The sequence below is a fragment of the Lysobacter sp. Soil_C_59 genome (genome assembly GCF_057656415.1).
This window is the reverse complement of the sequence record NZ_JBDGKK010000003.1, coordinates 205,871-218,480: the sequence shown is the minus strand read 5'-3', so window position 1 is coordinate 218,480 and position 12,610 is coordinate 205,871. Positions and strand designations below refer to the sequence as shown.

The 12,610-nt window shown below is 60.7% G+C and carries 12 protein-coding genes; 9 read left to right on the top strand and 3 right to left on the bottom strand.

The window, feature by feature from the left end; all coding sequences use genetic code 11:
- The first annotated feature begins 25 nt into the window (after positions 1 to 25).
- The 8 genes from AC3A3Q_RS07710 to galE all read left to right on the top strand — a co-directional run bounded on the left by AC3A3Q_RS07710 (position 26) and on the right by galE (position 8,530).
- Entirely contained in the window at positions 26 to 1,336 is a 1,311-nt protein-coding gene (locus AC3A3Q_RS07710) for a WcaI family glycosyltransferase (RefSeq protein WP_487585695.1), read from the top strand.
- On the top strand, positions 1,333 to 2,238 hold the full coding sequence (locus AC3A3Q_RS07705; protein WP_487585694.1) for a glycosyltransferase: 906 nt from the start codon (positions 1,333 to 1,335) through the stop codon (positions 2,236 to 2,238). The genes AC3A3Q_RS07710 and AC3A3Q_RS07705 overlap by 4 nt, the downstream gene beginning before the upstream one ends.
- A complete protein-coding gene (locus tag AC3A3Q_RS07700; protein WP_487585693.1) occupies positions 2,235 to 3,152 on the top strand; it encodes a glycosyltransferase family 2 protein in 918 nt (305 codons plus the stop codon). Before AC3A3Q_RS07705 ends, AC3A3Q_RS07700 begins: the two co-directional genes overlap by 4 nt.
- Positions 3,152 to 4,396: an O-antigen ligase family protein gene (locus tag AC3A3Q_RS07695; protein ID WP_487585971.1), complete on the top strand. Its 1,245-nt coding sequence runs from the start codon at positions 3,152 to 3,154 to the stop codon at positions 4,394 to 4,396. The genes AC3A3Q_RS07700 and AC3A3Q_RS07695 overlap by 1 nt, the downstream gene beginning before the upstream one ends.
- Positions 4,396 to 5,682, top strand: coding sequence for a lipopolysaccharide biosynthesis protein (locus AC3A3Q_RS07690; protein ID WP_487585692.1), 1,287 nt, complete (start codon positions 4,396 to 4,398; stop codon positions 5,680 to 5,682). Before AC3A3Q_RS07695 ends, AC3A3Q_RS07690 begins: the two co-directional genes overlap by 1 nt.
- Positions 5,679 to 6,680, top strand: coding sequence for a hypothetical protein (locus tag AC3A3Q_RS07685; RefSeq protein ID WP_487585691.1), 1,002 nt, complete (start codon positions 5,679 to 5,681; stop codon positions 6,678 to 6,680). The genes AC3A3Q_RS07690 and AC3A3Q_RS07685 overlap by 4 nt, the downstream gene beginning before the upstream one ends.
- A gap of 27 nt (positions 6,681 to 6,707) precedes the next feature.
- Positions 6,708 to 7,433 (top strand): class I SAM-dependent methyltransferase, encoded by a 726-nt coding sequence (locus tag AC3A3Q_RS07680; protein ID WP_487585690.1) that lies wholly within the window; start codon positions 6,708 to 6,710, stop codon positions 7,431 to 7,433.
- Positions 7,434 to 7,549: 116 nt separating this feature from the next.
- Positions 7,550 to 8,530: a UDP-glucose 4-epimerase GalE gene (gene galE / locus AC3A3Q_RS07675; protein WP_487585970.1), complete on the top strand. Its 981-nt coding sequence runs from the start codon at positions 7,550 to 7,552 to the stop codon at positions 8,528 to 8,530.
- Between the two features lie 57 nt (positions 8,531 to 8,587).
- On the opposite strand, the gene AC3A3Q_RS07670 is transcribed toward galE, so the two are convergent.
- Together AC3A3Q_RS07670 and AC3A3Q_RS07665 are read right to left on the bottom strand one after the other, a co-directional pair.
- Positions 8,588 to 9,244 carry a phosphatase PAP2 family protein gene (locus AC3A3Q_RS07670; protein ID WP_487585689.1) on the bottom strand — a complete coding sequence of 219 codons (657 nt, stop codon included), beginning with the start codon at positions 9,242 to 9,244 and terminating at the stop codon, positions 8,588 to 8,590.
- A 31-nt stretch (positions 9,245 to 9,275) separates the two neighbouring features.
- Positions 9,276 to 10,964, bottom strand: a complete 1,689-nt coding sequence (locus AC3A3Q_RS07665; protein WP_487585688.1) for a histidine kinase — start codon at positions 10,962 to 10,964, stop codon at positions 9,276 to 9,278.
- Between the two features lie 121 nt (positions 10,965 to 11,085).
- Between AC3A3Q_RS07665 and AC3A3Q_RS07660 the strand changes: the two genes are divergently transcribed.
- A complete protein-coding gene (locus AC3A3Q_RS07660) occupies positions 11,086 to 11,709 on the top strand; it encodes a response regulator transcription factor (protein ID WP_487585687.1) in 624 nt (207 codons plus the stop codon).
- 13 nt (positions 11,710 to 11,722) lie between these two features.
- Here the strand turns inward: AC3A3Q_RS07660 and AC3A3Q_RS07655 are convergent, their stop codons facing one another.
- Complete coding sequence (locus AC3A3Q_RS07655; protein ID WP_487585686.1) at positions 11,723 to 12,577, bottom strand: hypothetical protein; 855 nt, start codon at positions 12,575 to 12,577, stop codon at positions 11,723 to 11,725.
- Between the last annotated feature and the right edge of the window lie 33 nt (positions 12,578 to 12,610).

Here is a 12,610-nt window from a genome sequence, read left to right as displayed (position 1 = left end):
CCTGGCCGTGGCCGGCGCTAGATAGATGAGCCGTATCCTGGTAGTCGGAATCAACTATGCCCCCGAGACGATCGGAACGGGCAAGTACACCAGTGGGATGTGTGAATGGCTTGTGCAGCAGGGGCATACGGTCCGCGTGGTAACGGCTCCCCCTTACTATCCCGCTTGGTCGGTCTGGCCGGAGCACCGAACGTGGGGGATCCGAAGCGAGAATCTCAATGGCGTGGAGGTACTGCGCTGCCCTGTGTGGGTGCCCAAAAAGCCGCGAGGCCTGACGCGCCTGATGCACTTGGCCAGCTTCGCGCTTTCTTCCCTGGGGGGGCTCGCCCTCTCGGCGGGGTTCCGACCCGATCTGGTAATCAACATTGCTCCGACGCTTGCCAGTGCGCCTTCGGCGTGGGCATTTGCGCGGCTGTCGAGGGCGAAGTGTTGGCTCCATATCCAGGACTTTGAAGTCGATGCAGCAATGCACATGGGGATCGTCAACGTTGGGCGGTTGCGTCGCGCGGCCCTGGCCGCTGAGCAATGGCTGCTCCGCAGATTTGACCGTGTATCTACAATATCCACACGCATGCTTGAGCGTCTGACGGATAAGGGTGTCGCATCGGGCAATCAAGTCTTGTTCCCGAACTGGACCGACATAGTCGCGATAAATCCTCTCAATGCGCCGAGCCCCTACCGGGCTGAACTCGGCATACCCGATGGAGCGATCGTTGCCCTCTATTCTGGAAACATGGGGCATAAGCAGGGGCTGGAGCTGCTAGGTAAGGTGGCCCGAGCCCTTAAGGATGAGCCTGCATTGCACTTCGTGTTTGGTGGCGAAGGCCCAGGCCAAGCGGGGCTTGAAGCGGCTTGCCAAGGTCTTCCGAATGTTCACTTTCTCGGCCTGCAACCTGCTGAACGCTTGAGTGACTGGCTGGGCCTCGCCGATGTCCATTTGCTGCCTCAGCTCGCGGACGCGGCGGATCTCGTTATGCCTTCCAAGTTGACCGGCATGCTCGCGAGTGGACGTCCAATTCTCGCTACGGCGGCGCAGGGCACAGGCATAGCGCAGATGCTCGTCGAGTCTGGCGCGATCACCGAGCCTGGGAACGTAAGCCAGTTTGGCCACGCTTTGAAAGCGCTAATGAATGATCCGGTCCGTCGGCGCAACCTCGGTGAGGCCGCTCGCCACCAAGCTGAGGGCGAGCTTTCGGCTCACGCAGTACTTTCGCACTTCCATGCGGCAGTGATGGAACTGGCTGGAGATGCGAACGCAACTTCGCGATCAAGCTGCAGCCAGCATTTGCAAGGACCACGGGGCTCCACCAAGCGGGCAGCGGGGCTGGCCGAATGAAGATTAGCGTCATCATCCCTTCATTCAATAGCGGTGCCTATCTCGCCGGCACGCTGCGCTCCCTCGAGCAGCAGTCCAACAGGAACTTCGAAGTCATCATCATGGACGGGGGCAGCACCGACTCCACTGCGCAAGTGGTTCGATCATTCGGTGATCTGGTCACAAGGTTCGTGGTGTCACCGGACAAGGGTCAGCTGGACGCCGTGCAGAACGGGCTGGCTCTCGCCACGGGCGACATTCATTTCTGGTTGAATGCCGACGATGTCGTCATGCCGGGAGCGTTTGAGTATGTGGCTGAGGCGTTCCAATCGGATCCCGACATTGACATAGTCTATTCCGACAACTATGCGTTCGATGAGCGTCGCGCCGCATTGTATGTTGGACCCACAGTTCGCGGGCTTCGATACCAGGACCATCTGCTCTTCTACCGACAGATGTACTCTGAATGCGTCTACTGGCGAGCACGGGCTACCAAGTTTGTGGGCGAGGAGTTCCTGAGTCTTCGCGTGTATACCGACTACGCGTTCATCCTCAATATGCGCTCAGGTCGACGGGAGAAATGGGTCCCGAAGCGCTTGGGAGCGTTTCGAATTGCGCCGAACCAAGCCTCGGAGGTGCACCGATCGAAGGCTGCCTCGGAGTATCAGTTCATTCGATCGCGGGCTTATCAGCGTCATGGCTGGACGCGTCTCGGTGTCGCCATGCGCCGCGGAGTCTCTGGCCCGTCGTTCTGTCTCCGACACGTCTTCTATCCTCGGATTGATGCGCTAGTCCGACGCGCGCGTCGGATCGCCGAAGGGGACAGAACGAGAAGTGCGCAGGCGAAGCTCTTCTTTGAAACCTGGCTCAGGGGCAGTGTGGAAGGTAATGACAAGGTCCTTGAACGGAAACTTTTCAGATGAACGATCTGCCTAGCGTTACCGTGCTCATCCCTACCTTCAATCGTATTGCGGACCTGGCCGTGTCAATGGCTCGGGCGGCTGAGATCGACTATCCGAATCTGAGGGTTCTGGTTGTCGATGATGGTTCGACCAATGGCGCTGAAGTGGAGACGGTCGTTCGCGAAAGCGGGGCCGACTATCTACGCACTCCGAGGAACATGGGGTTGATTGCGGCCCGCAACTATGGACTCGCGGCATGCTCGTCGAGGTACGTGGTCAACCTTGATGATGACAGCTGGTTCAAGGAATCTGTCGGGCTGAGATCTGCCGTTGAGTTTCTAGAGGCTCATCCCGGGGTCGCCGTGCTGGCTCTCAATGTCGAGACTAAGTCCGGCATTGACTGGCCCGAGGCTGACGTGCCTGTTGTCGTTCCGTACTACACGGGGTGCGGCAACATATACAGGCGACAGGATGTAGTTGCCTGTGGCCCTTATATCGAGGAGTTTGTTCGGCAAGGCGAAGAGGCAGAGCGCTCGCTGCGGTTGATGTCGGACGGCAAGCTGGTCGTAGCTGTGCCGGGGATAGGGGTGTATCACGCGCATTCTCCTGTCAATCGGAGTTCTACGCGCGCAGTGAGTTACGAGGCTGTTAACTATTTTCGCCGCGAAGTGCTGCGTGCTCCTTTGTGGCTGATCTTGCTGGGATTGTGTCGCGCCGCGGTCTTCACGCTGTCTCGCTGGAGCTTGATCGACAAGGCCATCTACAAGAGTGAGATGCTTGGCTCCAGGAATCTGATGTCCCTTGCTCAGAAGTACCGGAGGTCCGTCCCAACGCGTCGATATCTCGCGTGGCAGGTAATGGCTTGGCGTTACCACCGGCGTCATGGCGACGTGGGTTCGTACGTGCGGCGGTACTCATTCGATCGCCGGCCGTGATGGTGATGATTCGCAGAACTGGTCTTGAGGCGTTCCTGTTCTCAGGCCTGCTGACTTGGGCGTTGCTGGCGTGGTCGCTGGATCTCTCCCTGTTCGGCATCTCTGAGTCCATCGCGAGATGGGGTGTATTGATCGTGGTTGTGGCTTGGATGCTCTTCCTGGGTCGAAGGATCAAGTTGGCGCCTTCGATGCTCGTCGGGATCGTCGCGTATCTCTCGCTGATTGCGTTGAGCGTAGCCGCATCGGCGAGGCCAGAGCGCTCCGTTGTCGAGTACATCCGATCTTTGGTGGCGGTGGTCTTTCTGCTCTGCCTGCTCGCAAGTGATTCGCAAGGACGCGCTCTCCAGGTGGTCGGGCGGGTCTGTTCGATCGTTACGGTATGTTCGTACCTCTACTATCTGGCAAACTCCGGTGAGGTCGCGTGGCCCTCGGCGCTTTCGGATACGTACAGGCAGCGCACCGCCGGGATAACAACTCACCCGAACATCCTGAGCATGGTTGGCTCAGTTGCGTGCGCCTATTGGTCAAGCGCGGCGGCGGCTGCTTTTGGGGCAGGGGCAAGATGGCGTGGCGTCCTCCTGATGATGGTTGCGTCGTCGATGCTCGTCGTGGTGGACGCATCAGGATCAAGGTCGGGCTCAATCGCTGCATTGTTGTCGATTGGAATCGCGGTGATTTTCTTCTTCCTGAAAGCGAGGAGGGTAGGGGGAGGAACCCTGGTCTGGGGTGGCGTGTCCCTGGCCGTTATCGCGGTTCCCACTTTGATGATCTTGAGTGGCTCGCTGACACACTGGGGGTCGGATGAGTACGCGCTGTCAAACAGTGAGCGGATCAGCGCCTGGCAAGAGTCCCTTAGGGTGTTCGCTGAAGCGCCACTACTAGGCCAAGGGTTCGCGACGGGGGTCGATTCGTATCGAAGCGACCTCGTTGTCAGTGAGCTTCAGTACTCCCACAATCTTCTGTTGACGTTCCTGTCTAACTCGGGGGCCGTCGGCGTGATTGCAGTGCTCGTGTTGTGCCTCGGCTTCGGACGCGTGCTTTCAAGGTCGGAAGCGCTCGCCGGCGCGAGCTGGAAGGCAGGAGACTGGCGAGATTTTCAGAGGGCGTCGTTTTTGTTCTCCCTTGGGGCAATTCTGGTGGTCTATTCAACCGTGGAGGGCGCGCTTCAGGGTGTGGTGCTGAGCTCTATCCTCTATGCGGTGATGGTCGGAGCAAGCGAGCGCGCCGGGAGTAGGGTGCGCTGATGGGCCGCACGCTAAGTAGAGATGTGCTGAACTCATACACCTATGTGGCGTGGTCAGCATTCGGAAGAGTGGCAGCCGCGCTTGCAATGTTTGTGGCAATGCGTAGCGTCCTGCCCGCCACATTTGGCGAGTTCAGCTACTTTCAGGCAAGCGTGGCGGCACTCGTAGCATTGTGCGGCCTAGGGCTGGATGCGTCCTCAAACGCACTGATATCCAGAGCGCGCAGTGAATCCAGAGGGTACCGCTCCATCATCGTCGCTGGCCTCTGCGCCGTCGGTGCCTCCACGCTTGTCCTGGCGATACTGCTAGTCGGCTTCTGGCTGTTGGATAGGACGGTTGGCGTCATTCCTCTCCTGCTGATCTTTCTGTCGACTTCGCTTCAGCTGCTGACGGTTTTGTTCACTGGGGTGCTTGTCTCGTCGAGATGGTCAGTTTCTGCTGCCTCTCTTTCCGTATTCGTCTCGGTGGCATTCCTGGCCTCAACGACGCTCGTTGATTCCACGACGCAGGGCACGCATCTTCTTGCGATGTATGTGGCTGCTCAGGCGGTGGCCGTCGCGTTCGGCGCATACCGGTTGTTGGGAATCTTCAGAGCTTGCGATGCCGGAGAGCCGCGGCAGAGTGTTGGAAAGGTCCTTGCCTCGCTGATCTCCTATGGCGCAAAGAACAGCGTGATAGCCGGAAGCATGTTGGTCGGGCAGTGGGCATTGCAGGCGCGGATTATCGGTGAAGCAGGAGGGGCGGAGGAGAATGCCGTCTACGGTCTGGCGAACCAGGTCTACAGCATCGTGATATTCGCTCCGTATGTGGCCGGTCCGCTTCTGATGCGGCGCATGGCGTCGTGTCGGACGAACCAGGATGCTTCGCACCTCGCATTGAGGTGGGGTATCGTCTTTCTGGGGTTGGTTGCCGTGGGGCTCGTCGCGTTAGCAATAGGTTTTCCGCTGGTCAGCAGCTACTTGCCGAACGCTTACCAGAGAGCCTTGGTGCCCGTGCTTCTGTCTGCAGTTGCGGCCGGATTTCAATTCATCAAGGCGCCATACTCGGTGTACTTTCAATCTCGCCTGGTTCTCTATCCAGAGGTCCTGAGCGCGCTGGTCGCAGCAGCTGCAATCTATGCCGGAGTAGTCCTCCTTGACCGTATGGATGCTCAAGCAGCGGCCGGCATGCGTGCCGTGGCCCATGGATTGCAACTCCTGATAGTCACTGCGTTCTTCCTCTGGCTCGCAAGGCGAGGTGCAAACTCGGCGTTGGATCGTTCTGCAGAATGGCAGCCGGAAACATGAGTCGGGAGCAAACTTTGTTGAAAGATCAGCCCGTGACCGAGGCATTTGCGTCGCACCGCCTTGTTCCGGTCCTCGTGATCGCCTACAAGCGCGCGGAGAACCTCAAGCGTTGCCTCGACCGATTGTTGGAGATCGGCGTGACCAAGATCTATGTCGCGGTCGACGGCCCGCGGGGCGTGGAGGACGAGGGCAAGGTGCAATCGGTTCGCGCGCTCGTATCCACGTACTCGAAGGATGTTGTGGTTGCGACTCGTTTCGGAGGCTCGAATCTCGGATGCCGAACCTGGGTGTCATCATCAATCAACTGGTTCTTCAATGCGGAGGCATTTGGCATCATCGTTGAAGAGGACATCTTGCTCGATGCCAGGTTCTACGAATGGTGCCTGGATGTTGGTTCTCGATTCGAGAATGACGCTGGGATCATGCACGTGAATGCGTTCTATCCTTCGGGCAGCTCATTGCCGGAGAGGAACGCCCATCTGACAAAATTCGCCACGTCATGGGGGTGGGCGACGTGGCGTGATGCGTGGAGCAAGTATGACGATTCGATGTCCGGGTTCTTGAAGCGTGGATTGATCGGTCGCCTGACGTACCTCAAGGCGAAGATTGGCGCCGGGTGGCCTGCCGCGATTCATTATTTCTTCGCTTTGCATATGACAGCGCAGGGAAAGTTGTCGTCGTGGGCGTACCGGTGGAACTTGACGATCTGGGACCAGGACGGCGTTGCGCTTTCGCCCGGCATCAATCTGAGCGAGAACATCGGAGTGGGGCAGGATGCTAGCCATACTGGCAACGAAGAGAGCCTGCTTGCATTCAAGATTTCGGAGGACGCCAAGATCAGTTCGGATTCGATCTTGGCCCTGGATCGACTGGTGGATAGGCTGATATTCCGGAGCGTGGGTAAGACTCACAGTTTCAGTCGATCTTTGCGTATGTTCGTTTCGGTTCTGGTTCCTAATGGAGTCTTCTTCGCGATCCGTCGAAGATTCCGGCGCTAGGGTGTCAATGCAATGAAAGGGGATGTCGTGAATAGTTTTGTTGAGTTTGAGTCCTCGGAGCTGGCCTGGGGGGCGTATCCCAAGGTGCTGCATGAGAATCTGGTTAACTTGGGCGTGTCGAGTGTGTGCGAAGTTGGCGGCGGCGCGAACCCTGCTGTCGAACTGGACTTCATTGAGCGGCATCGCTTGAAGTACACGCTTCTCGATATTTCCCAGCACGAGATGGATAAGGCTCCGTCTGGTTACAAGACTGTTTGCGCGAATATCTGCAACAAAGCTGAGTTGCCTGGTGAGCGGTTCGACTTTGTCTTTACCAAGATGCTCGCCGAGCACGTCGAGAGTGGCAAGGACTTTCATCAGAACGTATTTGATCTGCTTGCGCCTGGCGGATATGCGTTTCACTACTTTCCCACTCTTTTTGCTCCACCTTTCCTCATAAATAGGTTCGCGCCGGAGCGTCTTGCTGGTGCTGCGCTGGACGTGTTCTCGCCGCGAGATAAGGTGAGGAGGGCGAAGTTTCCGGCCTACTACAGCTGGTGCTACGGCCCAACGAAGTCGCAGATCTCTAAGTTCCAGTCCATCGGCTATGAAGTTGTCAGCTACAAGGGCTTCTTTGGTGCCATGCGCTATTACGAGAGAGTTCCGTTCGGCTTCAAGATTTCGAAGGCGGTGGCTGAGTATCTGGCAAGAAACCCGGTTCCCGCTTTCACTTCCTTTGCGCAGGTACTCCTGCGGAAGCCAGAAGTCGAGTAACTGTCCGTTCGGGCACCGGTAGTGGTGGCGTGTCTTTTGGGTGATTGGCCTCGAAGTGCCGGGGCCAACGAGGAGTCAGGTTCGCGTTGAGCTTCGTCGAGACTGAGAAGGTGTGCATGGGTAAGACAGTTCTGATCTGCGGCGGCGCCGGCTACATCGGCAGCCATATGGCCAAGTGGCTGGCCACGCGCGGCTATGCAGTGACTGTGCTCGACAACCTGGCAACCGGTCACCGTGAAGCGGTGCAATGGGGCGGGCTGATCGAAGCCGATCTCCTCGACCAGTCTTCGCTGGACAATGTCTTCTCCAGCGCCCGGTTCGATGCGGTGTTGCATTTTTGCGCGCGCTCGCTGGTTGGCGAGTCGGTGGCGCGCCCGTACGACTACTACGCGAACAACGTTGTGGGTACGCTGAACCTGCTTGAGGCGATGCGTCGCAATGGTGTCGATCGCCTGGTCTTTTCTTCGACGGCCGCGATCTTCGGTGAGCCGGTATCGGCAACCATCGATGAGACGCATCCCAAGCAGCCGATCAACCCCTACGGCGCCAGCAAGCTCATGGTCGAACGCATCCTCTCGGATGCGGCGCACGCCTACGGGCTCCGCTCCGTGTCTTTGCGCTACTTCAATGCGGCGGGTGCGTCCCCGGACGGCGAGATCGGTGAGTCGCACCAACCCGAGACCCATCTGATCCCCAATGTCCTGAAGGCCGTTCTCAGGCAAGGGCCTGGTCTGAAGGTCTTCGGGGACGACTATCGGACGTCCGATGGCACCTGCGTCCGTGACTATGTCCACGTCGATGATCTGGCGCAGGCTCATGAGCTGGCGCTGGAGTACATGGACAGGCATGAAGGCGCGCACGCGTTCAATCTTGGAAACGGGAATGGTTTTTCCGTCAGGCAGGTCATTGAAGCTGCAGCCCGGGTCACAGGGCGCGAAGTTCCGTTCGAGGTAGCGCCTCGTCGCACGGGTGACCCTGCGGTCCTGGTCGCAGCCAGTCACAAAGCGCGTAGCGAGCTTGGTTGGGTGCCGGCCCATGAAACAATCGAGTCGATTATCGAGGCGGCGTGGCGCTGGCATCAGTCGCCCGCGTTCTAGATTCTGCCGCCAACGTCCCTGGATTCCCGCCTGCGCGGGAATGACGGGTTTGGCAGGTTACTCAGAATGCCTGCCGGCAGCCTCGTCCTTCAGCCACGATTGGCGATGCACCGGCTTTTCGTTGCCGGCAAGGCTTGCCCCAAGCCTTCCAAGCCAGTGCTCGGTTTGCAGGTTGGGCAGGTGGACTCCGATCCAGATGCTGACAATCACGGTCAGTGTGGTGGCGAGTGCCACTTGCTTCGCCCCCAGGTGCGTTGCTGCCAATGCCTTCAACGACAGCGACGCAACGAGCAGCCCGAGCGCGAGTCCAGCCACCACTTCCGACGTCGGATGGGCGTTGAGCTTGACTCTGGATACTCCCACGAGCACGCCAATCAGGGCGCCAAGCGCGTACGCGATGTGGCGTGAGCGTCGCAATCTCGTTGGAACCAGCAAGGCCAGCGCCACCGGCCAGAACCCCATCGCCAGCACGCTATGCCCGCTGAAGCAGGTGAGGTTCCATTCGCGGATTCCGGTGCCCCAGCCGTAGAAGGCAACCTTGCTCGCGGCCACCAGCAGTGACGCCAGGGCCATTGCGCCAAGCCAGGTCGAAACACCGGCAAGCGACGTCCTCCCGCCTGCACGAACAATCAGCAAGGCAGCGGTCGCGATCGTCAACGGCCATACCACCGCGACGTGCCCCAGCGGCGTGAACCAGTTCCAGTCCCAGGTCATGCGACGTTTTCGATGCTCGCAGCCAGTGCGCTCACTCAAACTCCGCAAACGGCTGCCGGATCAAGGTATGCAGCCTCAGCCCCGGATGCATGTCGGCCATCTTCATCGAGCCGCTCAACGCCACCACGCGGTCGAAGATGTTGGTCAACCCATGGTTCGCGCGCATGCCGTCCGCGCCGCCAATGCCATCATCGCGGACATGGATGAACAACCACAGCGCGTCGTTGCGCAGGTTGATGCGCAGGCGCACTTCGCAGCGGCTGGCGCGGGCGTGGCGTACGACGTTCGTCACGGCCTCCTGCACGACGCGGTAGGCGGCGTGACGGTGCACCGGGGCCAGCATCGACAGCAGGCGGGCGTCGCCTTCCAGGTGGGCGTCGAACTCCAGGCCGGCTTCCTCGACCAGACGACGGATCTGGCCGCGCTCGATCGATGCGTACAGGCCCAGTTCGTCGAGCGCCGCCGGGCGCAGTGACTCGAGCACCGAGCCGATGTTGCGGCGCATGTTGCGGGTCAGTTCGAGCAGGTTGTCGACGACGGCGGTCCGTCCGCTCTCGATGAAGTCCCGCTGGGCCAGTTTGAGGTGCGTCTGCAGTGCCGTCAGGTTCTGTCCGAATTCGTCGTGCAGGTCGGCGGCCAGGCGCCGGCGTTCGCGTTCTTCCGCCTGCAGGTTGCGCAGTGCCGAGGCGTGTAGTTTTGCGGTCAGGGCCGCGGCCTCGGCATTGGCTTGGCGGAGCAGGGCGACGCCGCGGCGCATGTCATCGACGGTGACGCCGAACAGCAACGCCATGGCGCCGGTGATGGCGACGAAGATCTGCAATCGGATCGGGGTGTAGACAGGCAGGCCGACATGCTCCTCGACCGCGATTGCGATGCTGGCCACCAGTACCGAGATGGCTGCGCCACGCCAGCCGTGACGCAACGCGAATACGACCACGGCGACCATCAGCAGCAACCTCAATAGTTCGCCCAGGTTGCTGCCGGGTCGGCTCAGGCTCAGCACCAGGTACAGCGCCATTGTCGGCAACAAATAGCGGATGGCGCTGCTTATGATGGGTTTTGATGGTGAATAGTGCGCGGGAAGCGAGATCCACGCGCCCAGCGGCGCGATCAGGATGCAGCCGATGAAGTTGCTGAGGAAGTCCTTCAGGATGAAGGCGGCCAGCAGCGTCCATATGCTGGGCCCCATCATCGGTGCCAGGTCGCCGAGGCGGTCCAGGGGCACGTCGCCGATCCGGCCGTCCACCAGCACGTAGGCAACGTCCTTGCTCGCCACCGCCAGCGCGGAGACTGCAGTGGCCAAGTGGAGCCGGGCCATGGAATCCAGGCTCATCGGGTCCTTGGGAAACACCCGCCAGTGCTGCAGCAACAAGACGCCGGTGGCGATCATGAACGGCTCAAGCAGATTGCCGAGCACGAACTGCAGCGGGCCGGGCCAGTACTGCAGGAAGGTGCCAGGGTCGCCTGATGAGGCGCTCATGAGTGCGCCGTTGATGATGCGCGCCAGGATCGCGCCTGCGAACAACCAGGGCCACGAGCGCCTGGGCATGCACCACAGGGCCGTGAACAGGACGCCGCTGGCGACCATCCAGTGGAAGAAGCTGAAAAGCCCCAGCGGCATATATATTGCCGCCATCGCAACCATCGCCAGCACGCCCAGGCCCGTCTCGCGCAACGTGCCGCCCAGGCTGGGCGAAGTGGGCGACGATCGGTTAGGCATGCGTGGTGGGTCGGAAGTGAGGAGGTTCTGATGCATCGGCAGGCAGGGTACCCCGTCTCCATACGCCGGGATGGAGACTTTTTCTAACCCGCCGTCGGCTGGGGCTGTCAGACTAGTGTCTATGGTCAGGGTATTGCTAGTCGACGATCACGCAATCGTCCGAGAGGGCTTCAAGCGCCTCTTTGAAAACACGGAAGGGTATGAAGTCCTGGCGGAGGCGTCGACGGTCGCCGACGCGGTTGCGGCTGCGCGTACCCATTCCCCGGACATCGCCGTGCTCGATCTGAGCCTGAGCGCCGGCAACAGCGGCCTGACCCTGCTCGGGCAGCTGGCCGCGGTCGTGCCGAACGTGCGCCGGGTGGTACTGAGCATGCATGACGACCCCGGGCTGGTCCTGCGGGCCTTGGACCTGGGCGCGCATGGTTACGTGACCAAGGCCGCCGCGGTGGATGAGCTGGTCGGCGTGCTCGACCGGGTCATGCAGGGAGAAGTGGTGCTCAGCAGCGACCTCAATGCCACTGTCCACCGGCCGGTCGCGTCGCGACTGACGCCACGCGAAGTGGAAACCCTGCGCGGGCTGCTGTCGGACCTGCCGCCCAAGGCCATCGCCAGCGAGTTGGGCATCAGCGTGAAGACGCTGTACCGCCACCGCGCCAACCTGATGGAAAAGCTCGGCGCGCGCACCGTTGGCGAGCTGGCGCGGATCGCGCGCGAGCGTGGCTTGCTGGCGATGTGGGGCCACTGAAGGCCGCGCGGCGCTACTCCAGTTGTGACGCGGCAAACGCCGCATCCAACGCTTCCATCGCATCGATCGGCTTGAGCTTGGCGGCTTTCTCGTAGGCCGCGGCTGCCGCGTCTTCCTGCTTGTCGCCATGCAACAGCATCAGCACGTTTCCGTGCTCGATATGGGCGATGGGCGAATCGGGCGTCAGCTTCAGCGCCGTCTTGATGTGTTTTTCGGCTTCGGCCGATTTGGCGCCATAGGTCAGGCCACCAATCATGCTGCCGACCTTGCCGATGATCTCGGCGTGGTACAGCGCCATCGCCGTATGCGCCTCGGCATGCTTGGGTGACTGCTCCAGAGTCTTGTCGAGGGCGCCGCGTACCTTGCCGGCGATGCCGGCCTTGAGTGCCTTGGCGATGCTCAGCCCCTGGCTGTAGCGACCCAGTGCGAAGGCATGGCGATAGTGGCTGTTGGCTTCGTCGGGCAGGGCCTTCACCGCGTTCTCCGCGATCTTTGCCGCCTGCTCGAAGCGCTTGAGTTTTTCGGCGTCGTCATCGACCAGGTAAGTGGCATGGATACCGATGGCCTTCACCGCGACGGATGCACCGACCGGACCGAGCGCTTCGCCCGCGTCGAAGGCCGCCTTGAAGTCGCCATGATGGAATTTGCGCCAGGCGTCCTGCAGCGCGTCGGCGAGCGCATCGGCATCGAGTCCCTTGGGCGCGGTCTTGCCGGCGGCGGCGATCAGGGCCGCGGCGCGCTTGCTGTCCGGGTACGGCTCGTTGTCGCCGGCGTGCAGCTTCGGCCAGGCCTTCTTGAGCGCGTCACCGGCATAGGTGAAGCCCTTGGCGTCGTGTGGAAACGCTGCCCAGCTGGATTTGGCGGCCATCTGCGGTCCTTGTCGGCGGGTCGGGATGGGCAG